General features: G+C 40.8%; 23 protein-coding genes. 8 read left to right on the forward strand and 15 right to left on the reverse strand.

The features are described from left to right. On the forward strand, positions 1 to 266 hold a 266-nt coding region (locus V7201_RS11715; protein WP_335376919.1), incomplete at its 5' end, for a hypothetical protein. Between the two features lie 255 nt (positions 267 to 521). Here the strand turns inward: V7201_RS11715 and V7201_RS11720 are convergent. Both V7201_RS11720 and V7201_RS11725 read right to left on the reverse strand, forming a co-directional pair. Beyond that, positions 522 to 1,307 (reverse strand): SDR family oxidoreductase, encoded by a 786-nt coding sequence (locus V7201_RS11720; RefSeq protein ID WP_335376920.1) that lies wholly within the window; start codon positions 1,305 to 1,307, stop codon positions 522 to 524. Between the two features lie 133 nt (positions 1,308 to 1,440). Continuing rightward, positions 1,441 to 2,085, reverse strand: a complete 645-nt coding sequence (locus tag V7201_RS11725; protein WP_335376921.1) for a 2OG-Fe(II) oxygenase — start codon at positions 2,083 to 2,085, stop codon at positions 1,441 to 1,443. Positions 2,086 to 2,413: 328 nt separating this feature from the next. On the opposite strand from V7201_RS11725, the gene V7201_RS11730 reads away from it, so the two are divergent. Continuing rightward, entirely contained in the window at positions 2,414 to 3,142 is a 729-nt protein-coding gene (locus V7201_RS11730; RefSeq protein WP_335376922.1) for a ZIP family metal transporter, read from the forward strand. 60 nt (positions 3,143 to 3,202) lie between these two features. Here the strand turns inward: V7201_RS11730 and putP are convergent, their stop codons facing one another. Together putP and V7201_RS11740 are read right to left on the reverse strand one after the other, a co-directional pair. After that, positions 3,203 to 4,672: a sodium/proline symporter PutP gene (gene putP / locus V7201_RS11735; protein ID WP_335376923.1), complete on the reverse strand. Its 1,470-nt coding sequence runs from the start codon at positions 4,670 to 4,672 to the stop codon at positions 3,203 to 3,205. Positions 4,673 to 5,151: 479 nt separating this feature from the next. Continuing rightward, on the reverse strand, positions 5,152 to 5,886 hold the full coding sequence (locus tag V7201_RS11740; protein ID WP_335376924.1) for a YwaF family protein: 735 nt from the start codon (positions 5,884 to 5,886) through the stop codon (positions 5,152 to 5,154). 339 nt (positions 5,887 to 6,225) lie between these two features. On the opposite strand from V7201_RS11740, the gene V7201_RS11745 reads away from it, so the two are divergent. Further along, positions 6,226 to 6,786, forward strand: coding sequence for a CBO0543 family protein (locus V7201_RS11745; RefSeq protein WP_335376925.1), 561 nt, complete (start codon positions 6,226 to 6,228; stop codon positions 6,784 to 6,786). Between the two features lie 110 nt (positions 6,787 to 6,896). On the opposite strand, the gene V7201_RS11750 is transcribed toward V7201_RS11745, so the two are convergent. The 6 genes from V7201_RS11750 to V7201_RS11775 form a co-directional block, all read right to left on the reverse strand. Then, positions 6,897 to 7,463 (reverse strand): DUF4256 domain-containing protein, encoded by a 567-nt coding sequence (locus V7201_RS11750; RefSeq protein ID WP_335376926.1) that lies wholly within the window; start codon positions 7,461 to 7,463, stop codon positions 6,897 to 6,899. A gap of 99 nt (positions 7,464 to 7,562) precedes the next feature. Further along, on the reverse strand, positions 7,563 to 7,937 hold the full coding sequence (locus V7201_RS11755) for a DUF3139 domain-containing protein (protein ID WP_335376927.1): 375 nt from the start codon (positions 7,935 to 7,937) through the stop codon (positions 7,563 to 7,565). A 146-nt stretch (positions 7,938 to 8,083) separates the two neighbouring features. Further along, a complete protein-coding gene (locus tag V7201_RS11760) occupies positions 8,084 to 8,422 on the reverse strand; it encodes a rhodanese-like domain-containing protein (protein WP_335376928.1) in 339 nt (112 codons plus the stop codon). Between the two features lie 167 nt (positions 8,423 to 8,589). Next, entirely contained in the window at positions 8,590 to 9,567 is a 978-nt protein-coding gene (locus V7201_RS11765; RefSeq protein WP_335376929.1) for a DUF4179 domain-containing protein, read from the reverse strand. Continuing rightward, positions 9,551 to 10,084, reverse strand: coding sequence for an RNA polymerase sigma factor (locus tag V7201_RS11770; protein WP_335376930.1), 534 nt, complete (start codon positions 10,082 to 10,084; stop codon positions 9,551 to 9,553). The genes V7201_RS11765 and V7201_RS11770 overlap by 17 nt, the downstream gene beginning before the upstream one ends. Before the next feature lie 378 nt (positions 10,085 to 10,462). Further along, positions 10,463 to 11,176 (reverse strand): MOSC domain-containing protein, encoded by a 714-nt coding sequence (locus tag V7201_RS11775; RefSeq protein ID WP_335376931.1) that lies wholly within the window; start codon positions 11,174 to 11,176, stop codon positions 10,463 to 10,465. Between the two features lie 517 nt (positions 11,177 to 11,693). Between V7201_RS11775 and V7201_RS11780 the strand changes: the two genes are divergently transcribed. From V7201_RS11780 to V7201_RS11790, 3 genes are all read left to right on the forward strand, one after another. Further along, the gene (locus tag V7201_RS11780; RefSeq protein ID WP_335376932.1) at positions 11,694 to 13,517 is read left to right on the forward strand and encodes a SulP family inorganic anion transporter; all 1,824 of its coding nucleotides are present in this window, start codon (positions 11,694 to 11,696) and stop codon (positions 13,515 to 13,517) included. After that, on the forward strand, positions 13,492 to 13,827 hold the full coding sequence (locus tag V7201_RS11785; RefSeq protein ID WP_335376933.1) for an ArsR/SmtB family transcription factor: 336 nt from the start codon (positions 13,492 to 13,494) through the stop codon (positions 13,825 to 13,827). The genes V7201_RS11780 and V7201_RS11785 overlap by 26 nt, the downstream gene beginning before the upstream one ends. A gap of 563 nt (positions 13,828 to 14,390) precedes the next feature. After that, positions 14,391 to 14,918: a GNAT family N-acetyltransferase gene (locus tag V7201_RS11790; RefSeq protein WP_335376934.1), complete on the forward strand. Its 528-nt coding sequence runs from the start codon at positions 14,391 to 14,393 to the stop codon at positions 14,916 to 14,918. Between the two features lie 39 nt (positions 14,919 to 14,957). On the opposite strand, the gene V7201_RS11795 is transcribed toward V7201_RS11790, so the two are convergent. The 4 genes from V7201_RS11795 to V7201_RS11810 all read right to left on the reverse strand — a co-directional run bounded on the left by V7201_RS11795 (position 14,958) and on the right by V7201_RS11810 (position 18,346). Then, positions 14,958 to 15,425: a hypothetical protein gene (locus V7201_RS11795; protein ID WP_335376935.1), complete on the reverse strand. Its 468-nt coding sequence runs from the start codon at positions 15,423 to 15,425 to the stop codon at positions 14,958 to 14,960. A gap of 111 nt (positions 15,426 to 15,536) precedes the next feature. Then, the gene (locus V7201_RS11800; RefSeq protein ID WP_335376936.1) at positions 15,537 to 16,409 is read right to left on the reverse strand and encodes an AraC family transcriptional regulator; all 873 of its coding nucleotides are present in this window, start codon (positions 16,407 to 16,409) and stop codon (positions 15,537 to 15,539) included. 286 nt (positions 16,410 to 16,695) lie between these two features. Then, positions 16,696 to 17,556 carry a DMT family transporter gene (locus V7201_RS11805; protein WP_335376937.1) on the reverse strand — a complete coding sequence of 287 codons (861 nt, stop codon included), beginning with the start codon at positions 17,554 to 17,556 and terminating at the stop codon, positions 16,696 to 16,698. 550 nt (positions 17,557 to 18,106) lie between these two features. Further along, positions 18,107 to 18,346 carry a WGxxGxxG family protein gene (locus V7201_RS11810; RefSeq protein WP_335376938.1) on the reverse strand — a complete coding sequence of 80 codons (240 nt, stop codon included), beginning with the start codon at positions 18,344 to 18,346 and terminating at the stop codon, positions 18,107 to 18,109. A gap of 294 nt (positions 18,347 to 18,640) precedes the next feature. On the opposite strand from V7201_RS11810, the gene V7201_RS11815 reads away from it, so the two are divergent. After that, positions 18,641 to 19,180 (forward strand): GNAT family N-acetyltransferase, encoded by a 540-nt coding sequence (locus tag V7201_RS11815; RefSeq protein ID WP_335376939.1) that lies wholly within the window; start codon positions 18,641 to 18,643, stop codon positions 19,178 to 19,180. Between the two features lie 351 nt (positions 19,181 to 19,531). Here V7201_RS11815 and V7201_RS11820 read toward each other — a convergent pair whose 3' ends face one another. After that, positions 19,532 to 20,995, reverse strand: a complete 1,464-nt coding sequence (locus V7201_RS11820) for a protein adenylyltransferase SelO (RefSeq protein ID WP_335376940.1) — start codon at positions 20,993 to 20,995, stop codon at positions 19,532 to 19,534. Between the two features lie 243 nt (positions 20,996 to 21,238). Between V7201_RS11820 and V7201_RS11825 the strand changes: the two genes are divergently transcribed. Next, positions 21,239 to 22,963, forward strand: a complete 1,725-nt coding sequence (locus V7201_RS11825; protein ID WP_335376941.1) for a methyl-accepting chemotaxis protein — start codon at positions 21,239 to 21,241, stop codon at positions 22,961 to 22,963. The last annotated feature ends 277 nt before the right edge of the window (positions 22,964 to 23,240 follow it).

Here is a 23,240-nt window from a genome sequence, read left to right on the forward strand (position 1 = left end):
AAATTAAGTTTTTTTCAGTATTTCTTATAATTTTTTTCGTCTTGATTGGATGTGAAAACAATAACCTCAATTTAGAAGAAGGTGTGACTAAAGTAGAAGTTTATAATTGGAAGGACAATGTTTTAATAAAAACATTTGAAGACGCTTCCTTCATTAAAAAAATTGTTACTAAATTAAATAATGCCAACGGTAAAAAAATATCTGATACTGCTGATGTTTCTGCTCCTGAATACAAAGTAATTTTAGAAATAATGAAGAAATTATAAAAGTTCTAGGTTTATACCAAGCGGAAAGTAAAGCAAATTATGTAGATAATGATATTGCTTTTGTATATACAGTTGATTTAACCTTACCGATAAAATAGATATGACAAGGTTATAAGTTGTAGTTCGTGATGCAAATAACGACTTTCTATATTAACAAACGGAGTAGCATTCTTGTAAAAGATTTTGAACAAATGCGCTTATATTAAAGGGACGTTTCTCACGCTTCAGAAGAAGCATGAGAAACGTCCCCGCGCATCAGATCTCCATTCCCCATCGTTCCTTCTCCGTCTTCTTCAGCTGATTTTCTGTTTCCTCCGGATAAACGGTGCGAAATTTATGGTGGTCGGCCGGAATGATTTCGATCATTTTTTGAATCATATCCTCTGGGTCAAACTGATTTCCCAGTCCCTCTTCCTGTTTTTTCATATCTTCTTTGCGGGTAAAATGCTTGAACTCATCGAACCATTTCCATTTTTCCTCGGCGGCTCGGTCGTTGAAGCCTGTATTAAACGCACCTGGATTGATGGTCGCCACTTGAACCCCAAATTCCTCGAGCTCTGACTTCATCGTTTGGGCAATTCCTTCGATGGCATGCTTGGTCGCTGTATATGGACCGACATATGGCGTTGCCGAAATCCCTGCCATTGAACTCATAAAAACAATCTTTCCTCTGCCTTTTTCCACTAGCTTTCGCGCAGCGATTTGTACGGTTTCCAGCGTGGCGAATACATTGACTTCGAATAGCGCACGGACGCGGTCCATCGGTACTTCTGCCAGCGGTCCGCCTTCATTGATTGCAGCATTCGCCACAAACACATCGAAATCATATTTTTCAATCTGCTCTCGATCCCGCTCGTTCGTAATATCAAGCTTGAATACTTCCATATCTAAGCCCAGTTCATTTGCCTCCCGAAGCAGATCCGTTTTCTGGGAAGTCAGCTCCGTCGTCGCGATGACACGGTGCCCGTTCTTAGCAAGGCCAAGCGCCGCACCCCTGCCAAGTCCACTCCCAGCCCCTGTGATAAAAATCGTCTTACTCATCTTGCATACCTCCTAAAGGATCAACTATCTATCTTGTCTTCCCATTAGGCGCTCGCATAAAACATGACAAAGGGACAGTCCTCTCGCTCCAAAATGAAACGCGAGAACCGTCCCCATGTTCCTACCCATATTCCTAAACTTTCTTTCTCCTCATCCATTGGGTGGCTGCCCACTTATCACCAACAATCACTGGTGCTCCGCCATGTAATGTTAGATCGTTCAGGGTTTGGTCGTCATAGAAATATTCGAAGTACACGGCCATGCCTTTTTGCGGAGATACGGAGAAATTCAGTTTAGGGAAGTAAGTCTCTCCGCCTTCCTCTACATCATTTAAGTACATGACGAGTGTGCTGATTCGAGGATTGTTTACCACCTTATTTTTTGATGTAAAAAAGTCATAATGAGCTTTATATTCCTGGCCAATTTGATAATTTAAAATCTGCAGTCCTTCTCCATGTTCTACAGGGATATTCATGATCTGTGATACTCTCTTTTCAATCCTGGCAACAAAGTCATTTTCTCCTTCTTCGAAAAACATACAGCTGCTTGTTCTGAGCTCATCCACTTCCAGGCCATCCGCAAGCTTTGAACGGTGCAATCGATCTTTTGACATCCTAATTAACTCATCGCATTCTTCATGGCTTAAAACATTCCCTAAAACCACGATTAATGGTTCATGTAATCTTGCTATTATGTTAATTTCTCTATCTTCGGTCATGATTTTATTTCCAGCATGATTAAAAATTGTTTGTTCTTTAACATCCATTTTCAACTTCATCAACCTCAATTTTCTTTAAATTTAGGAATTTTTAGATAATTTTAACGCTGAAAACGGTCAATTTATAAGTAAGGTTTCGCTTTCTCCCCTTTTTAAAAATGAATCTCAAATTGTTTACTACTAATTTTACAACTGCAGACCCTGTAATTCTATTAATATATTTTCATAAAAAAAGATTTTTTTCTTTACACAGATGAAAATAATATCTTTTCTATTAGGAAAGTCTAAGTGTATCTCCTCTATGTTTCTCCTCATGATTCTCATCATTTTATTACGTTTGCTTCAACGGATAATGGGTAGTTTTTTAATATATGAAAGGAGCGTAGCTATGTGGCATGCAGCAATGTGGGGTGCGGTTTCGGGGTCGGCGGTTTTGCTCGGGTCCCTGGTTGCTATGTTTTTCTCACTCCCAAAAAAAGTGATTGGCTTTATTATGGCATTTGGTACAGGAGTCCTGATCGGGGCGGCTTCTTATGAGCTTATAGGTGAAGCTGTGCGCACGGGCGGCATCAACTCCACCGCTATTGGATTCCTTTCAGGTGCTGCGGTTTTTACTATATTTGATTATATCGTTTCCAAAAAAGGAGCTTCGCATCGAAAAAGATCCGGAACACAGGCTGCTGAGAGTGCAGGAATTGCCTTATTCATTGGGACAATCATCGATGCCGTTCCAGAGTCGATCATGATCGGCGCAAGCCTTCTTGAGCAGGAAACGGTGAGCTTCCTACTCGTAGTCGCCATTTTTATCAGTAATATTCCTGAGGGGCTTTCCAGTACTGCCGGGATGAGGAAAAACGGCTATTCAAAAACAAAAATTACGGTCATGTGGTTAGCGGTACTGGCCATTTCAACCTTTGCCTCCTGGGCAGGATTCTTTTTCCTTGACGGCGCATCGGATGCCCTTATGGCCGGGATATCAGCCTTCGCTGGCGGAGGAATCATTGCGATGATCGCTTCGACGATGATGCCGGAAGCCTTCGAGGAAAGCGGTCCAATAACAGGCCTTGTCACAGCCCTCGGCCTGCTAGCATCCATCATACTTAATCATTTTGCATAAGAAAAATGGGGACGGTTCTCACGTTTCAATTGAAACGCGAGAACCGTCCCCATCTTCATATTAGTTAGACATAATCTCTTCCATTTCATTAAATTCTTCTCGTACGGCTTTTCCTGGCCTATTTGTCATAAGGCTTACGACAATTACAGCAATAAGGCTCAGGAAGAATCCAGGAATCATTTCATACATGAAGCCTTTCAATGCTGGAATGCTGATCCAAATCATGACGGTAGCAGCACCAACGATAATGCCGGCTAGTGCACCCCAGCGGTTCATTCGCTTCCAGTAAAGACTTAGCAGGATTGCTGGACCAAATGCAGAGCCGAATCCTGCCCATGCATTCCCTACTAGTGAAAGGATGGAATCCTTAGGCGTATACGAAAGCCCAATACCCACTAGTGCAACAAGCAAGACAGCCATACGGCCAACAAGCACTAATTCCTTGTCACTTGCTTCGCGGCGGAAGAATGCTTTGTAAAAGTCCTCCGTCAATGCACTGGATGTCACGAGTAATTGTGAAGAAATCGTACTCATGATTGCAGCTAGAATTGCAGCGAGCAAGAAGCCCGTGATATACGGATTGAACAGGATATTCGAGAACATGATAAACACAGTCTCAGGATTTTCAAGTGCAACATCATTCACTGAAACATAGGCAATCCCGACAAGACCGACAGCTAATGCGCCGATGATCGAGATGATCATCCAGCCCATGGCAATTCTGCGTGCTGGCTTGAGCTCTTCTACAGAGTTGATGGCCATAAAGCGGACGATAATATGCGGCTGTCCGAAGTAGCCAAGTCCCCATGCCAGGAAGGACATGATTCCAATAACGGATGTACCCTTGAAAATATCCATTAAAGTAGGATCAATTTTTTGGACAGTGTCCATGACATTGGCTGTTCCGCCAAGATCAGTAAAAGCTACAACCGGTACCATGACAAGTGCAATGAACATAATGCAGCCCTGGACAAAGTCGGTCAAACTGACCGCAAGGAATCCGCCGAACAGCGTATACACAATGACAACGCCCGCAGTTACGAATAAACCTACTCGATAATCGAGCCCAAACGCTGATTCAAATAAAGTTCCACCAGACACTAGACCAGCTGATGTGTACAGCGTGAAAAAGACAATGATAACGATGGCTGAAACGGACCTGAGAATCTTAGTATGATCCGAAAAGCGGTTTTCTAGAAAATCGGGGATCGTGATTGAGTCATTTGCTAATTCTGTATAAGCTCGCAGTCTTGGAGCTAGAATGAGGTAGTTTAAATAGGCACCAATCGATAATCCGATTGCCAGCCAGGCACTTGAAAGTCCAGTCGTATACATGGCGCCAGGCAATCCCATCAGCATCCAGCCACTCATATCAGACGCACCTGCAGAAAGAGCTGTTACAGATGGTCCAAGTCCACGGCCTCCAAGCATATAATCATTTAAGTTAGATGTCTTACGATAGGCATATAACCCAATCATAATCATCGCGATAAAATAAATTCCCAAAGAAACAAATACTTCAAAATTCACCAAATCTCTCCTTTTCGTTTTCCCTAAACGAAATAATTAACATAGTGGTTTGTACACAGGCGATTAGATTCTTTTATAAGAATGCAGCCGACCACGCTCGAAAATTTTTATGTTAATTATGCCGTCCAAGTTTTTTTTGCCGCCTTAATGGGGCTACGGTTACTTAACCTAACAAAGATTCCATGTCGTTTCAAGGAAAGTATGGGAAATAAAATCCGATCAAATACGCTGCAGCTACCAAGCTTTTAGGAATGAAAACGATTTCAAATTTAATCGAAGTAATTATATTAGGAATTTTCAGAAATGGTCTATTAAGCGATTTCCGCATTCTTTTCTGAGTGCTTTTGCCATGAAATTTTAACTAACTGACAATCTAGAATGAAACAAAAAAAGATTCAGACCTGATCAGTACTGAATCCTTTTATTTAATCATCTTTTAAAATTCGTTATGCCTTTGACACACCCAAACAAGATTAGACCTAATAATCAGCTTGTGAACGTTTCAAATGGCTCTTTTCCCTTTTTCGTAAGATTAACCATGCGATAACACTTGAAGCGATTAATAAACTTTCCAATGAAAAAATATACCATGGATAGGGCCCAAGCACATCAAGGAAACTACGGGTTTCAGGTTTGTGACGCAGAAACCAATAATTTCCTTCCGCTCGTTTGTTAACGAACAAAATGACAGGCAATAACAAATTAATAAAAACAATAAGCTTGATCACAGAGCGGAATGTCGGGTAATACCCTTTTGCCCAGGTAAAATATAAGGTTACCCACACAATCATCATATGCGCATAGAAGAAATGAAAAAATCGAAAGTGAGGAAAATCGTATGTTAATGCAGGAGTGATAATCGCTTGTGTGGCACCCAATAAGGAAATAAAAAATAATAATTCAAAGACCACTTTTTTTCTAGTCAAAAGCAAAATCACACATAATATGAGTCCAATATTACACAATTCCAACGGCATGGAGCGGCCTAATTTCCAGATTCCATTCATGTACATCCATACGTGATTTATGACCTCTATTAAAATCAAAGTAAAAGTTACTCCTATTTCAACGCTTCTCCATTTGTCTCCCTTCATTTTTTCTCGACATATGTAAATAACGGCTGTAGTAAGAAAAAAGATGGCCAATACAACAAAATGACTTCTAGAAAACATATCAAAATCAAACGATTTATTATCTAGGCCAAACCATCCCATTTATTCCACCCCTAGTTTGTTTATGAAACAAACATAAGGTGTCCCGTACATATGATTTTTATACGTTCCGCTCCAGCCACAACAGTAATAAAGACATAGAAAATGGCCAACCAGAAAAAATCAGAATGCTGTTTCCATGACTAAAAAACGACAGAATACCTGTCGTCATTAGTTTCACATTATTCAAAAACTATTTACTGCCCTTTAGCTGAACAATTACTAATTCACTTATTTTTTAAAGGTAAATCACTATAATTTTCCATATAAAATGTCATGATACATAAGATGCTATGATAATGAAAAAACTACAATTACTAACTTCTTAGGAGAGTATACGTAATGTCATTTGAGGACGGAATTACCCATTCAGAAAAAGTTTATAATCAATTAACTGATATCAGTTCCTTATTTGCAAAAATAGTGAGGGAAGATTTTCTATTCACTTGGCAGTGGTGGTTTGGTATCGCCCTTTTTATAGTCCCATGGATTATTTGGTTCATTTTGAGAAATAAGGAAAGCACGGGACGTCTGCTTTTGGGTGGATTATTGACAATCATATTATCACTTACAATCGACCTCGCTGCTTTATCGTCCGGGCTTTGGTCTTACCCAATGGTCATGATCCCACTAGCTCCCTTTTTATTTTTACCATATCACTTTTCTTTAGCACCTGTAGGGATTATGTTTGCATTACAAATAAAACCGAATATGAATTCCTTTGTAAAAGGTTTGATTTTCTCAGCCATTGCTGCCTTTTTGGGTATGAATTTCTTTAAAGTAATTGGCTTTTATAATCCTAAAAATTGGTCTTCATTTTATGATTTTGGTATTTTCCTCTTTCTTTATTATGGCGCGTATACCATCGTTAAAGTGGACAGCTTTAAGAGAATTAAAACTTAATACAACTGAAGAAAAAATAAAAGATCGCCACTCATGGCGATCTTCTGGAATCTATTCTTTTTTCACTTAACCCGTCCCATTTGTTTCAGATCTAGCTGTCTGTGCCAAATTTAGACTCTTAGCGAGCCACGGAAACCCCTTGCCGCATAGTAGGAGTCTGCTCCATTGTGGTAGACAAAGACCGTGTTGTAGCGCCGATCACAAAAGATGGCCCCGCCTAGATTTCTAATATTATCAGGTGTTTGCACCCAGCTAGACGTTTTCAGATCGAAATTCCCAAGTTCCTGCAGGTCCCGGTATTGTTCTTCCGTTAAAAGTTCAATGCCCATGCTAGCGGCCATATCCATAGCGCTATTTTCTGGCTTGTGTTGTTTCCTTGACTCCAGCGCTTTGCGGTCATAACAAACACTTCTGCGCCCTTTAGGACTTTCCGCTGAACAATCATAAAAAATGTATTCGCCCGTCTCTCCATCAAGACCAATAACATCCGGTTCCCCGCCGGTTCCTTCCATTTCATGAAGCGACCATGATTTTTCAGGATTCGCTTCGATCTTCGCTTGTACTTTCGCCCATTCAAGACCATTATGCCGGTTCATGTTTTTCTCAAAACGGTCTTTCAAAGTACGCAGTAGTTCTTCACTTTGTTCTGGTGACAATTGCTTATTTCCCTTTGTCATATTCGTTTCCTCCTTGGTTTTATTCACCCCACTAATGGGATATAGTTATGTAGTAATTTCTTGGAATCAAAAATGTTGCCAAATGGTAAATGAACAAAATTAACGTTCAATAACATCGATTATTTTATCTTCATCAAAATAAATATCATACAAAGGATATTTAGCGTTTTTCTTAGCTAAATCTAACGACATATTATGAAACCTGGCAGAAACTCTTACTTTATTTTCTGATCTGGTATATTCGTAATCATAGGTGATTTCCGAATCATCTTTAAATATGATTCGTTGATACCAGCACTCATTTTTATAGTCATATACATCGACTAGTAATTCACTATTATCTATTGATGCTTTTTGAAACTCGATTACCTTAGCGATTCTTTCATCAGCCCGTTTTTCATAATGTAAAAAGTTTAGCTTGAACCCGCCCCATGCAATAAAAATGAACAATAGAATAATAATAAATTTCTTCATACACATTCACCCTTTTAGTGTAAAATTACACTTTTGAGTATAATGTAAAAAATGAATATAGACAAACAAATTTTTTTGAGGCCTTATTTTTATCTTACCCTTTACTAAAACATAAAAGAGCGATTCTCACTTGCTCCTTTAGCTAATCATTCACTCTTCGTTTCTAAAAAACTCTTCCATGCAGTAACCCCGCCATCCAGTACGACTACATCATAATCCTTTTCAGACAAGATGTTCGCACACTTTGTGGCAGAATTCCCTGTTGTACATGTCACAACGATCTCTTTATCCTTAGGCAATGCTTCGATAGATCCTTCATTGTTTTCAAAAATGAAGTTCTTCGGCAGGTTGATATTCTTTATGCCTGTTTCTTCTATATGATAGTCTTTGTATTTTTCCTCTGCCCTTACGTCTAAAAGCATCATTTCGTTATCCTTTTTTACTTTTTCATATAGTTCCTCGGCGGAAATTCTTCTTACTGTCATTCTGGTCGTGCTCCTTTCAATTCATTCCTTGGATTCATTATATCAAATTTCATTGGTTACATACCCTCAAGCCAGGGTTAAAGGTCAGGTTCAGCTCCTGGGATTAGTTGCATAGAATCGTCTCGAACACGTGAAAAACCAAACCCTCATCGGATTTGGTTTTTCACTTAGTTTACCCCTACAGTGATCTCCAGTTTCTCAAGAATCTGATCTATTTCATTATCATGCCGGGATTGAGGCCGAAATGTGATCGTTTCAGGAATCGTGCTGAATGGTTCGTATGACACCTTGAATGTATCATCTTTTTTGAACAGAGAAAGTGGTTCCACGTGTTCCCCGTTGCTTCCCAACAACTCGAAGCTCAACTCCATTTCTCGGTTGCTTGGCTGCTTCAGCTTATAAACAACCTCTGTTGCCGTCGGAGCAAACGTGACCTTCTCAAGGATCACCGTGATGTCACCGCTTGATTTCTTCTCTACTGGGAGAATGACCTTGTTCTCTGAACTAATTTCTCTTACTGGAAACTGAACGTTCCATTCTCCTTCACTCTCACCCAGCTTTTTGATCTTCATTCCCAGGTCGAATTCATTCGGGAGTGGTTCTGATACATCCAGATGCATGACACCGAGCACCGTATGGTCGTCATACCGTTCGCTGCTTCCTCCCACACCATAATTTCCAATTCGTTTACCGTCGACATTGAAATCGATTGAAGGATTCACGTTTTCCTCAAGAACAGTGTCGGACTGAACTACATATCCAACAGAAACACCCGTCCCATCATAGATAGCTTCATTGACTGTCACGGTAATGCCTTGATCCGCAGCACTCTTATTTACTTTTTCAGCAAGTCCTTTTTCAACGGTCGTTTTCAATGTACTGTCTCCTGCCAGCTTGAAGACCGATTCCACGAACGGGATGTTTTGCAGCACCTGCGCCATCGTGGTATTAGTGAATCCGGTTCCTAAAAGAATGGCTAAGCTTGCCACAATCCCGCCAGCAATCATCGATGGCCTCTTCCATTTCTTCTTTCGCTCGGGAAGGCTAGACAATGTTTCATCAATACGGTGGCGTACTTGATCCGGCATACCATTATCCACCTTTCGTAACGCTTCTCCCAATTTCTGATCATGATTTCCTGCCATTTTGAACACTCCCTTCAGTTTCTGAACCCAGATATTGTGATAGCTTGTGCCGTGCCCGGCTGAGTCGTGATTTCACGGTACCCTCCGGAATCTCCATTGCTTCTGCAATTTCCCGCACATTCCATTCCTCAAGGTAATACAGCGTTACAGGGACCCTTAAGTCTTCCTCCAATGATTTCAGGGCATCTTTCAGCTCAAAGGTTGAACGGTCATCCGGGGAAGCTGGCTCCATCCACTCCTTCATCGGAATGACTTTCTTATTTTTCCTCAAAATCTCATAGCTGCAGTTAATCACGATCCTCACCATCCACGTTTTGAAGATTCGTACATCACGTAAAGTAGTGATGGAACTGTAGGCTTTTAATATAGCCTCCTGGATAGCATCGGCACAGTCATCATCGTTCTGCAGGATGGAGCTTGCTACCTTATAAAGCATTTCTTCGGCATCCTTCACAATCCGCACAAAAGCTTTCTTATCCCCCTTTTGTGCTTTTTTCACATCTCGTTCACTGGACAAAAGTTCCCCTCCTCATTTAATTCTATCTATTAGATGGCAGACACGCCCATTCGGTTCACGTTCATTATTATTTTTTTCAACATCCTGGAAAACTTCATATATTTAGGATAATACAAGCTGGCAGGATTCGGGATAGATAACGGAAAAATAGGATTTAAAAAAAGTCACAAATAAAACTTAAAGAAGACTATTAAAAAGAGAACGGGGTTCTCTTTCGGAGTACAAAAAGGTAAAAAATATCGTAAATCGCATATAAATTAGCAAGTAAAAAAGCACTGCAATTTTGCAGTGCTTTTAACGTTTTTATGTGTTCAAATGTGAAGTGATTTTTTTTAGGCTTATTCAGGGATCGCACCCAATTGTTGAACAACGATTGACTTATACTAAGATTATCTTATCGTCAATATTTATCTTACCAAAGCTTTCAACCTTTGCCCATACACCAAAAGTAGATTCATGGTTATTAACCAAGTATCGGAGTAACCGTGTATCCTGTTTTAGTTCCTCTTGAGAATTGTTCACCATTATACATCGTTGAAGAGGTGCAACAACTCTTAGGATAACTGACGGGCCAACTAGGATTAGTTGATTCACCAAATGATCTTCAAGGCATCCCGTTGAATCTGTATCAATCAATAAGTTTGCTCTGAAACGTCGAGGGTCAACTGCCTCTCCTAGTTCCTGACTCACCTTTCGTAACGCAGAAGTAGTAATGATGCTAATTGGACCTTCATCAAAATGGGATATTGACTCCTCTCGTGCCAAAGTTACTTGATATCCGAGCCTCTCAGACAACTTTTCGTTAACGGCATTATCGTCACCTCGATAATCTGTGCCATCGGGCATTGTTATAATTGGAGTAGTATCTTCATATCTTGCTTTATAATTAAATAAACCATCCATCTGTTGAAAACGCCGTGTTGTTTTACCGCTGCCAAATTTCCCATTCATATTTTTTATCGCCCACAGACGATCCCCAACGAGTCCTCGTTTATCAATTGAAACGGTTTGTAATAGCTCCCCTAAAATTGATTTTACAGGGAATCTTCGGATTTCTTTCACTTTACCTACAATTTGATTTTTATTATCCAATGTTTGTACCCCCGCTTCAAACCTTATCGCTCTTCACTTCAATAAAAAACCTTAAAATCCCTTATTCAACAATACTGCTAAGTTTGTGGAGTAAGATCCACGCGTTATAACCTTATTTTATATTCGATTTAGGAACCGTTTAATCCTTTTCAACAGAATTTAGCACTTTGTTTGTTAAGTCGGTTAGCAACTGATAACAGTGTGAAAATGATTATGATCATCGTGCTAAATCACGTGCAAATGCAGATGAGAATTTAAGTATAAAACCTCAAAAATCATTGATATTACAGCAAAAACACGCCATCTATTCATATCCGAAATAGGTGTCTATTTGTACTCCTTTTTAGTTTTTTGTACTACAGAAGAGAACCCGTTATCAAAAAGATGGTCTTCTTTTAATATCACTTCAATAACCCTTCTAAAAAAGACTTTACATAAATCTCGACCGGGTGTAGATTTTAACTAAGTATATTCAAATAATCAAATATACAAATATTAAAAATAAGGAAGGGTTAAAATGCATCGTAAGTGGGTTTTTAGCGGAAGGTATCAGGGTTACTCCGTTCAGTCTTTCCAAAAAGACATTATATCCGGGATTGTCGTAGGCGTTATTGCGATTCCTCTGGGAATGGCGTTTGCCATTGCCTCAGGGGTTAAGCCTGAGCACGGAATTTATACGACGATTATTGCAGGAATCCTGATTTCATTATTGGGAGGTTCCCGGTATCAGATTGGCGGGCCAACTGGTGCATTTATTCCAATCTTGTTTGGGATCGTCATGACCTATGGTTTTGAGAACCTCCTGATCGCTGGATTTATGGCGGGGATCATTTTAGTTCTTATGGGGCTTTTAAAAATGGGTTCCCTCATCAAATTCATTCCCCGGCCAGTTACGATTGGTTTTACCTCAGGGATTGCGGTGATTATTTTTGCCGGGCAAATCCCTAATTTCTTAGGCCTGACCGGTGTTGAAAAGCACGAATACTTTCTTGAGAACGTCAATGAAATCATCCTTCATATCGATAGCATTAATCTATACAGTATCCTTACTGCTGGAATTTGCTTGTTCACGGTATTGCTGACTCCAAAGCTCTTTCCGAAAATCCCGGGACCACTGATTGGCCTGGTTTTGTCTACCCTGGCTGCAAGCTTCTTTTACCCGCAGCATGTTGCGACCATTGGTTCAACCTTTGGGGACATTCCCAGCACTTTGCCTAAGTTTGCGACTCCAGAGATGTCTTTCGATCGGGTGCAGACGCTTATCGGCCCAGCATTTGTCATTGCCTTGCTTGGTGCGATTGAATCGCTTTTATCCGCAGTAGTGGCTGATGGCATGACAGGTAGCAAGCACAACAGCAATCGGGAATTAGTCGGGCAGGGCATCGCCAATATGATCACGCCTCTATTCGGGGGAATCCCTGCAACAGGAGCAATTGCACGAACGGCTACGAATATAAAAAATGGCGCCGCTACCCCTCTTTCCGGGATCACCCATGGAATCGTCGTGCTTTTCGTTCTATTGCTTTTTGCACCTTTTGCATCAAGGATCCCTCTGGCAAGCATGGCACCGATTTTAATGATCGTCGCTTGGAATATGAGTGAACGTCACGTATTTTTCCATATGGTAAAAACACGCACGGAAGATACACTCGTCCTGGTCATTACCTTCTTGTTAACGGTGTTTTTCAATCTAACGCTGGCTGTTGAGGCAGGTCTCGTTTTAGCGGTTATTATTTTCACGAAAAGAATGAGTGATATAATGGTAACGGCAAAGGCTTTGCCAAACCCGAATAGCAAGCAAGAGAAAGTCCAGCCTCAAATCGTTTCTGATTCGCATGATTGCCCGCAAATCAGTATCTATAACGTGGAAGGACCGCTATTTTTCGGGGCTGCGCAAACATTTGAACAAACCATCATGGAAACGATCCATTTCAAACCAAGAATCCTTCTTTTAAGAATGGGAAAAGTTCCATTCATGGATACAACCGGCGAAGCCCATTTATCAAGCATCATCCGCCATTTTTCAAAACATGGAATGGTCCTCATATCGGGGATCAACCCTCAGCCTAAAAAAGTATTAATAAAAACAGGCCTATATCAATTAATAGGAGAAAACCATTTCTTTGACCACACCGGGGACGCCATCAATCACGGATTATCGCAAATAAACAAGCACCAGTGCCTCGGCTGCAAACACTTTGCATTCAGAGAATGTTCAACCCTCTCAGGCGCAGCGGAAGCACAGGGACGCTTCTCATGCTCCGAAGCACAGGGACGTTTCTCATGCTCCCAAATTGAGAAAGGAGGAAATTTGATTGAACCTGGAGATGCAGCAATTTAAAGCAGAATTTTTCAAAGCACTAGCCCATCCACTCAGAATAAAGATCCTTGAGCTATTGGCTGAAGGAGATAAAAGTGTCAATGAAATCCAGAATCTAGCGGGAAGCGAAGGCTCTGCCGTTTCCCAGCAGTTGACCATCCTCCGCGGGAAAAATATCGTCACTGGCACGAAAGAAGGCAACCGTGTCATTTATACCCTTCGTGACCCCATGATCGTTGACCTTCTGGCCGTTGCCAGACAGATCTTCAATAACCATTTAGTCGAAACGATCAATATGCTGGATAAGTTTAATGATGATAATGGGAATTGAAAGAAAGCACGCCTCCGTGACGGAAGCGTGCTTTCTTTCTGTTTGACCACCTTAACGATGAATGTAATATGAAGAGCAGACCAATTTAAAGACTCATAAGCCCTTCGAAGAGAATATTCGCCTCGACTTCAGACCGGCTCTCATCATCATTTATGGCGAAATTTTCTCGTCGAGTTGCCTTCAAACCTGCTCTCATCACCACTCGGAGGAAAAATCTCTCATCGAGTTGTTCTGAAAAGGGTTACGAGAACAACTCAAACAGGAAAATGAGCAACGAGTTGTTATGAGAGAGGCTACGACAACCACTCAAACTGAAAAATAAACGACGAGTTGTTATGAGAGAGGCTACGACAACCACTCAAACAGGAAAATGAGCGGCGAGTTGTTATGAGAAAAGCTACGACAACCACTCAAACAGGAAAATGAGCCGCGAGTTGTCTTCAGACACATTCCAATGACCACTCAGGTATTAACACTTCAAGAGAAAATGACCTAATTACTCTTGAAAAATCATCGGATATTGCTATAATTCTATCAAACAAAAAATGGAAAGGATGAAGGGAATGAGTATCCATTACGAATTGGTTCAGGAAGATCAAATCAGCTCCATCAAGGGATTGTGCAATGAATTAATGGCCTATCAAAAATCCGTGGCCCATATTCGTCCCGAGCTTTTTGACAGCATGAATTTTGAAACACGTATGGTTCCTTCCGTTAAAAATGCGAAGGCCAATTTTATCCTTGCCGCTTATGATGGTGACGAAATTGTTGCTTATGTGTACAGCAACATCTCCCCAAAACAAGTCTATTCCAATGAGTTCGCGACTTTTTTCGATATGGATTCTGTAGCAAATGAGGATGTCGGCTGCCTTTCACAATTTTACATAAAAGATGGCTATCGCAGCATGGGCATCGGTTCCGAACTGTTCAACCGCTCCATGGAATGGCTGGATTCATTTGAGGATATTGATGACCGGTTTATCTATGTATCGAATGGAAATGATGCAGCGTTGGATTTTTATCAGAAGAAAGGCTTTAAAGTAAGTCACCAGATCCTTGATGGGTTTATTACGGTGCTTCGGAATACTTAAACACATACATAGCAAAACCCCTGAATCCTGTTCTGGAATTCAGGGGTTTTTTTTGCCTTTCATTCTAAAAAAGAAAATAACAGCCAAAATACCAATGATTAATAAAACAAAAATTTTAATGGCTCCCTGTTGTCCATCAAAATATCCATCAAAAGCGCCTCTTACCTGATATTCAGCTTCTCTATATGCCTTGATGTATTGTCCCTTCGACTTTTCAACAGCTATGGCTTCATTTTTACTAATGCCTTTAATAGAATAATATTTCGTCCCTTTAGCAAAGGAGTTTGAGAAGTTGCCTGGATAGGATTCCATATCAGAATACTTAGTGACATGGCCAATCTCGTTTCCAACTTTGGTAACTTCCTCATCGCTTACTACATAAATATAACCGTTCCAAACTACAAATGAATATGCCCAAGAGGTTGCTAAGGACTTACCTGGAAATACTAAAGAGGTTAATAATAGAAATGATAGTAAACACCATCGCAGATACCCATGACCCTTCATCGATACTCCCCCTTTCCTTAACTGACGTTAAAAACTTCTTAAAGTTTCAAGATTACGGTTCATTAATTTTAGGGATAAAAAAAGAGCTGCAATATACAGCTCTTCTGCTCCTTACTTTTTCAAAACCGGGATCCATATTTCACTTCTAAAGGTTGGCGATGCAACATCTTTGCTCTCGTTCCAAAGGATTTCAGGCCCTTCAACCTGTTGATAATTGGAGGACGGGAACCATTCTGAATAGATGCGCCCCCATATATTTTGCAGTGTGGCCGGAAAAGGTCCTATTGATTCGAATACTGCCCATGTACCGGCAGCCACTTCTAAAGATGTTAGATGATCTGGGCATTCGCTCGTTGTAGCCGCTCCAATATAATGGTCAAGCTCCCCTTTTTCCTCCATCCTGCCCTCTGAAAAATTGGCCGATGCACTGATCAATCCTAACGGTTCGACATTTGATAGACTTTTCAGCTCATTGATTTTATCCATGTCTAAGCTTTGCCACATGGCACTGATCTCCGGATTAACTCCGTTAAATATGATGGGTACGCGCTTCTTTATTCCGACAATGCGAAAGGCTTCTTTTTCTTCTATTCGATAATTCATTTCACTGCCTCCTTGAATGGATAATTGGAAGCTCATCGGAGGAAATGCTTTGAGGGAATGGCCATTCGTTCTTGACTCTGTTGGCGTGATTCCATGCAAATGCTGAAACGCTCTCGTAAAAGAGTCCGGTGAGTTATAGCCATACTTCACGGCGATATCTATGACCTTGATGCCTGGTTCCCGAAGCTCAAATGCTGCAAGCGTCAAACGTCTGCGGCGGACATACTCGGACAGCGAAATACCAGCAAGAAAGGAAAACATCCTTTTAAAATGATATTCCGAGCAGTAAGCCCGCCTTGCCGCCTCTTTAAAATCAATTTCGTTCGTCAGATTTTCCTCGATAAAACGAATGGCACTGTTCATATTCTTAAGCAAATCCAATTCGATGACCTCCTTTATCAATAGATTAGCAGGATATAAACGCATCCATCCGACATTTCGTGCACGATTATGTGGGGTGCTTTTTGTTCCTTTTGGATAATTACGAATTTCTTCATTCCTGGTATTTCCTTTTCTTACCTGCCACACCCTTGATAAAAATGAATAAAGATAAGCCAGGTTAGCGAGCGATTTCTGTTATAAGCAGTACCTATTAAAAAATCCCTGAATCGTATCCAGGGATTTTATTTCTATAGGAAACAGATAAATAGTCCGGCTGTTTACATCCTTAAATTTTTGTAAAAATAATGCCGACAAGCGCTGAAAATATCCCAACAAGCTGATAGAGCTTTAATTTCTCCTTAAAAAGCCAGCAGCCTGCAAGGACAACAACGAGGCAATTCAGGCTGACGATTGGGAATATAATACTTGCGGTCCCTTCATGCAGCGCATAGAAATAACAGCTATAGCCGATGACGCTGATTAAACCGACAAGAGATCCAATATTTGCTTCAGAACGCTGCCAGTGTTCCTTTTCCCGGATGCTTGATATCCCAAGATAAATGCTCCCGCCACCATACATACAAATTAATGTATTCAGCGAACTGATATGAAAATACGAAGTCGTTTTCATCAAAATCCCCAGAATCCCAAAGGACAAGATAGCCAAGAGCACCCTGATCAGCCACGGCGCGTAATCCGTATTCCGTTTCGCTCCTGGTGTATATTGAATCATGATCGCAGAGCCAAGAATAAATACAATGCCGATCCACTGCATAAGGCTGATATGTTCTTGAAAAATAATCGCTGCGCCCAGAATTGGAAAAATCGCATTCGCACCGATCAATGGCGACGTCAGACTAGCTGGCCCCTTCTCAAATGCCCTCGACATTTGAATATTGCCGTTTGCATTCAGTACGCCAATCAAGCCTCCAAGAATAATAGCAAGAAGGTTGAACTGCAACGCATCCACTGAAATTCCATATCCCAGCGTCAGCATAAACGCCACGATATAAAAGAAAAACTGAATATGTACTTTCGACAAGCCGTGCCCTGTGCTCCATTTAAAAATCGTATTATTCATGCCAAAGCTTAAAGTCGTGACCAATGCTGCGGCCATCCACATGCTGAATCCTTCTCTCTCTATCATTTTCCTCCTTATTTTAAATCTCACCAAGACTACTCGCAATCTATTTTTTCGAGTTCCTAAACAAAACACGAAAAAAATCAGGACCCATTAAAGTAACGGGTTCAATAACCTAGCATAAATCCAATATTAGGACACCAATAAGCATTCCAATTCACAACTGAACTGAAATGCTTATTTTTGTTGATATAGCGGGTTTTTAATCACCACACAGTCGAACTAGCACCCTAATTCGCATCCCTTTTGACAGGTTTGTTCGTTTTCTAATTTTCATGCTAATTGCAATGCTAAATGAAGTGCTGAATTTAACACGAAGGGTTATTGGTAATTTATGTTAAAATTGAAGGCGAGTTTATTCAAATATAGGGGCAGTTTTGTACGGTGCAGGATACTTGAAGTCAAATAATAGTCCTGCGGTGCATTTACAATTATTAATAATATCGAGTTTCCTAAAGATAATGCAAAAATTGAAAAAGGACCCAGAGGATCCCCTTTTTTAATATGAGTTTAATTTTAATTTGATTAGAATTTAATCGTTAGAATTAAACTATGTTTAATCTCTTCTGTCATCTCTTCTTCTTAATCCTAACAGGCCTGCTAATCCAAGTAACCCAACCCAACCCCAATCGGTATCATCGTCATCATCATTAACATCTCCTGTTTGGGATATTCGAGCGACTCCGTTGGTATTATTGTTATTGTTATTATTTTGCGCGTTAACATTTAACTCAGATAGCATGACAAAAGAAATTGTAAGTGCAACAACCAAATTAAGAATTCTCTTAAGCATCATATTTCACCCCTTTCATTTTCATTAACTTTAATGTTTCCGAAAAAAATAACCTTATTCGGTTTTGTGAAGGAATTAATTTTTAGGATCATAATTTACAGTAGGATATAAAGGGAAGAGTAAAGTCACTTAAAGAGAATATCCGTGAAGGCCAAGGTTTTAATGAGGTTTGTTGCCTAGTACAATGCTCTTGTTGGAGTCCCTATGGAACAAATAATGCAGTTTAATTGAAAAAATAAATTTTAAAAAATGATAGAATTATGATCAGTCGATAATATTTTGTAAAGTGGTGAATTCATGAATATTTTAGAAAAATTTGCTGATGTACCTAAAATAGAAACGGAACGTCTCATCCTTAGAAAAATCACACTTGATGATGCAGAAGATATGTATTTATATGCTTCCAATGAAGAAGTAACGAGATCTGTAACTTGGGATACTCATTCCTCATTATCAGATACAATTAAATTTATAAATACGTTTTTATCTCAATATGATGCTCCATGGGGGATTGAGCTTAAAGAAAATGGTGAATTTATTGGAACAGTTCACTTTGTTTGGTGGCAGCCAGAACACAATAGTGCTGAAATTGGATATGTTCTATCTAAAGAATACTGGGGCAAAGGTTTAATTACCGAAGCAGCAATGGCAATCATTTCTTTTGGTTTCGAAAGTATGAACTTGGTCCGTATACAGGCAAGATGCTTTTTAGAAAACAAGGGTTCAGAGCGTGTTATGGAAAAGTTAGGTATGTCTTTTGAAGGTATAAGTAGAAAAGTAATGTATGTTAAAGGGGAACATAAAGACTTAAAGGTGTACTCTATATTAAAGTTTTAGATGTATTATTTTCACCAAACATTTAATGCAGTAAAACAAGTTATGTACTGCGTTTTATTTTTTTATGTTTTTTATCCGTTTCAACTGTGAACCGGCATTTTACAACAGTTATATATTGCGTTTAATAGATTTGATTTACACTTAAGCTAACGAGTGCTTATCTCCAATAAAGATTGAAAAAAAATGCTTGAAGTCATTGAGCTCCAAGCATTTTTTTTTGCTATTTTTTTTACCGAGTTGCTTGTTTATTCTATTGCGAATTCATTTGCGAAAGACACTGCTTTTTCCGAGTTTTGTACTTCAAAACTGAAACCGTTACCATTAAAGATTCCTGCTTTTAAAGTATGATTTTTATGTTCCGCAATACGTGCGATAAGGAAGCTTAGTCGGAGCTGGCGGCGTGCAAAATTCGGCCTTTTCTTCGGAGTGTGCGTATGGATCAGAAAGTACTTTCAGCAGTTTTTCCATCACGCTGTAATCTCCTTTTTCCACTGCGGCTTCAAGTGCCTCTTCGACTCGGTGGTTCCGAGGGATGACCGCAGGATTGCTTTTCCGCATCAGCTCATGAGCAGCGTCTTTCGCTCCCTCTTGCCTGCCAAGCCTCGCCTGCCATTTTTCATGCCATTGGGTAAATTCCTCTGTTTTGAATAAATCGATACCCTTCAGCTGTTCGAAAGTAAGAGCACGGAAGGTATTCGTGTAGTCCGCACGGTGCTTCTGCATCATATTGAGAAGGTCGGCAATAAGCTTTTTGTCCTCTGCTTCTTCGTTCATCATTCCCAGCTTCGCTCTCATTCCTGCCAGCCAGTGAGCCTGGAATACGTCAGAGTACTCGGAGAGAGCCTCCTCCGCCAGTTTTACAGCTTCGTCCTCGTCTTCATGAAGCAGCGGTAAAATCGATTCCGCAAAACGCGTGAGATTCCAGCCGCCAATATAAGGCTGATTGCCAAAGGCATAGCGCCCATCCCGATCGATCGAACTGAACACAGTTGCAGGATCATACGTATCCATAAACGCGCAAGGCCCATAGTCGATCGTTTCACCGCTGACCGTCATGTTGTCGGTATTCATCACGCCATGAATAAAGCCGACATGGAGCCACTTGGCAATCAATCCTGCCTGACGATTGATCAATTCTTTAAGCAAAGATAGATAACGGTTATCATCCGCTTTGACTTCAGGATAGTGGCGTTCAATCGCATAATCAGCAAGAGCCCGGAGATCCTCCACCTTGCCCCAGTTAGCTGCGTATTGAAAGGTGCCGACGCGCAGATGGCTGGCTGCCACACGGGTCAACACCGCACCAGGCAACATCGTTTCACGGATGATTTCCTCCCCAGTTTCCACAACCGCTAGACTCCGCGTAGTCGGTATTCCCAGCCCGTGCATCGCTTCACTGATGATATATTCCCGCAGCATCGGTCCAAGTCCAGCACGGCCATCACCGCCCCTCGAATAAGGTGTTCTCCCAGAACCCTTATACTGAATATCTACCCGCTCCCCTTGTGGAGTCAATTGCTCACCAAGCAGTACCGCCCGGCCGTCTCCCAGCATTGTAAAATGCCCAAACTGGTGCCCCGCATATGCTTGTGCAAGCGGCTCCGAACCCTCAGGAATTTGGTTGCCCGCCAGCACCTCTGCTCCCTCTCCACTTTTTAGCGCCTCGGCATCTAAACCTAATGTAACTGCCAGTGAATCATTGAAAATAACCAGCTTCGGCTCGCGAACCGGTGTTGGGAGTTGACTTCTAAAGAATATTCCCGGCAAGCGGGAATAGCTGTTATCAAAGTTCCATCCTGCATGATTGTTTTGCATCTTACCCCTCCTATTAATTTTTTGACCGCTTATATGTATTTTTTATTATACCCTTACTAGCTGCTGGTCACGCTATATTGTTCTCGATGAATTAAGCATGTTCCCCACTCTTTTTTTACCAGATTACCATTTGCCACCTTCAGAAACATTATCCAAATATACCTAATCTTAACATCCAATTTACAATAGCTCGGTATAATTTATTCTATAGGTCGATAGTACGATAATTTGGAGGTCATGTACTTGAAGGATACAATATTGAGCAGCTTACAAGCAAAGGACAGACAAGAAGGTGCTCAGGGAAAACTTAGTCTCGGTGCCCGGCTGTTTATTTTATTTTTCTCCTTGCTGATCGCATCTGTCGTATCAGTTGGCGCGAGCTCTTACATTAAAGCTAAAAATATGGCCATTGAGACAATCGAAAACCGCTTGGAACGAGAAGCGGAAATCATGGGTTATATAGCAGAAAATTTGAAGTTTGTGTATGTGAGTGATGAAGCCTATTTTAAACAGCAGCTTGAAGCCAATGTTCGTTCACAGCAAAAAAAGCTTAAGAACGATGGCATTACATCCGATTTTTACTCTATTGTCGATGGAAAAACTACTCCATTTAAGGTAAGCCAAAAATCCGGTGAGACTTTCACCAAGGGTACGATCGCTGCCATTGAAAAAGCTAAAAATGGAGTCATCCATGAGAATATAAGTGGATCAGACTACACAGTTGCTTTTCAGGAAATGAAAGAAATCAATGGAATTTATGTCTTGCTGATCCCTACCACTTCCTATATGCAGCCTGTCACTGAAATGCTTTATTTTACAATAGCCATCATTGTGGTCAGCATGATTGTCGGAGCCGTTCTTATCAGCCTATTTGTCAGAAAGGTGACGAAACCGCTAAATCACCTCAGAAGCACAATGAAAAAAGTACGAGAAGGCTGTCTGCAAAGCTCACCAACCATTGAGACAACCATTCCCGAAATCGTTTCACTCCATAAAAGCTACAACAGCATGATTGAGCAAATGATGAGTATGGTCCATGAGCTGACAGAGACAACGATGGAACTGGGGAGTACGGGTAACGAGCTTAAAGACTCATCACAGGATGCCCTGGCAAGCAGCCAGCAGCTCGTGTCGTCTATCAACCTTGTAAAAATCGGAGCAGAGCAGACCGCAGCCAGCTCAGAAACTAGTGTAAGCCGTTTTAGAGATATGAAGGAGATCACTGAAGTTGTTCTTGCCAATATGGAAAGTGTATTCAGCAGTTCTGCATCGATGAATGATTCTGCTGGACAAGGTGATAAAAACATTGGCCAGCTCATTTCGACCATTCAGTCATTCGAAACGGATTTCAATCACCTAACAAAGACGATTCACCAGGTAAAAGAATATTCCATCTCGATCACGAATCTGGTCGGTATGGTAAAAGCCATCGCAGACCAGACAAAGCTTCTTTCATTAAATGCATCAATTGAAGCAGCTCGCGCAGGGGAATCAGGAAAAGGCTTTGCAGTCGTCGCGAATGAGGTTCGAAACCTCGCTGAACAGGCGACGACAACCACAGAAGAAATCTCACAGGCCATCGCGAATATGGAGAAGATTACAATTGGAGCAACAAAAGAATTCGATTTCATGCATGCCAAGATTGAAACGAATTTATCGATGGCTAGCAGTGCCCGCCTTTCCTTGGATGAGCTGATGCAGGAAATTTCTGATGTGAGTCAAAAACTCCATTCTATGCAGGGTGAGCTTGTGAACCTGAAGCACACCCTCCCTCTACTGGCGCACGAAGCAGACAGCTTTTTAGCCGTATCACAGGAAACACTCGCCAGCGCAGAAGAAATGCTCTCAGCAAGTGATATCCAGATGAAGCGCATGGAAAACACCGACCAAATCGGATTTAAACTGAATCAACTGGCAAAATCACTGACACAAATCACCCAGCAATTTAGAATTGAAGAAAACAAGTAAGGGTACCTTAATCAGCCTGAATCCATCGTCGGAGTCCGGCTGTTTTTTTTGTGAACATAGGGACGTATCTCCTGCTTCCATTCATTCCAACTCTTTCACTATTTAACATATCTTAATAAAAACCCATAAAACAATTAATATTCTGAATTTATAATAAAGCTAATTGAAAATGAATCTACTAAATGGGTTGCGTAATGCTTAATATGCTTCTCACGACCATTCAACCGTAAAATACCAACCCGAGTGGTCGTTATAACCCCTCTTACGACCATTCAAC

Origin of the sequence: Bacillus sp. JJ1122, from assembly GCF_036964885.1 — a bacterium.
Taxonomy (GTDB): Bacteria; Bacillota; Bacilli; order Bacillales; family Cytobacillaceae; genus Mesobacillus.

Coding starts and splice junctions, on each gene's coding strand:
- V7201_RS11725 (WP_335376921.1), bottom strand. CDS start 2,085: ATGAAGTTGAAAATGGATGTTAAAGAACAAACAATTTTTAATCATGCT.
- V7201_RS11750 (WP_335376926.1), bottom strand. CDS start 7,463: ATGACAAAGGGAAATAAGCAATTGTCACCAGAACAAAGTGAAGAACTA.
- V7201_RS11730 (WP_335376922.1), top strand. CDS start 2,414: ATGTGGCATGCAGCAATGTGGGGTGCGGTTTCGGGGTCGGCGGTTTTG.
- V7201_RS11810 (WP_335376938.1), bottom strand. CDS start 18,346: ATGATGCTTAAGAGAATTCTTAATTTGGTTGTTGCACTTACAATTTCT.
- V7201_RS11790 (WP_335376934.1), top strand. CDS start 14,391: ATGAGTATCCATTACGAATTGGTTCAGGAAGATCAAATCAGCTCCATC.
- V7201_RS11740 (WP_335376924.1), bottom strand. CDS start 5,886: ATGGGATGGTTTGGCCTAGATAATAAATCGTTTGATTTTGATATGTTT.
- V7201_RS11720 (WP_335376920.1), bottom strand. CDS start 1,307: ATGAGTAAGACGATTTTTATCACAGGGGCTGGGAGTGGACTTGGCAGG.
- V7201_RS11795 (WP_335376935.1), bottom strand. CDS start 15,425: ATGAAGGGTCATGGGTATCTGCGATGGTGTTTACTATCATTTCTATTA.
- V7201_RS11755 (WP_335376927.1), bottom strand. CDS start 7,937: ATGAAGAAATTTATTATTATTCTATTGTTCATTTTTATTGCATGGGGC.
- V7201_RS11745 (WP_335376925.1), top strand. CDS start 6,226: ATGTCATTTGAGGACGGAATTACCCATTCAGAAAAAGTTTATAATCAA.
- V7201_RS11815 (WP_335376939.1), top strand. CDS start 18,641: ATGAATATTTTAGAAAAATTTGCTGATGTACCTAAAATAGAAACGGAA.
- V7201_RS11760 (WP_335376928.1), bottom strand. CDS start 8,422: ATGACAGTAAGAAGAATTTCCGCCGAGGAACTATATGAAAAAGTAAAA.
- V7201_RS11765 (WP_335376929.1), bottom strand. CDS start 9,567: ATGGCAGGAAATCATGATCAGAAATTGGGAGAAGCGTTACGAAAGGTG.
- V7201_RS11805 (WP_335376937.1), bottom strand. CDS start 17,556: ATGATAGAGAGAGAAGGATTCAGCATGTGGATGGCCGCAGCATTGGTC.
- V7201_RS11780 (WP_335376932.1), top strand. CDS start 11,694: ATGCATCGTAAGTGGGTTTTTAGCGGAAGGTATCAGGGTTACTCCGTT.
- V7201_RS11820 (WP_335376940.1), bottom strand. CDS start 20,995: ATGCAAAACAATCATGCAGGATGGAACTTTGATAACAGCTATTCCCGC.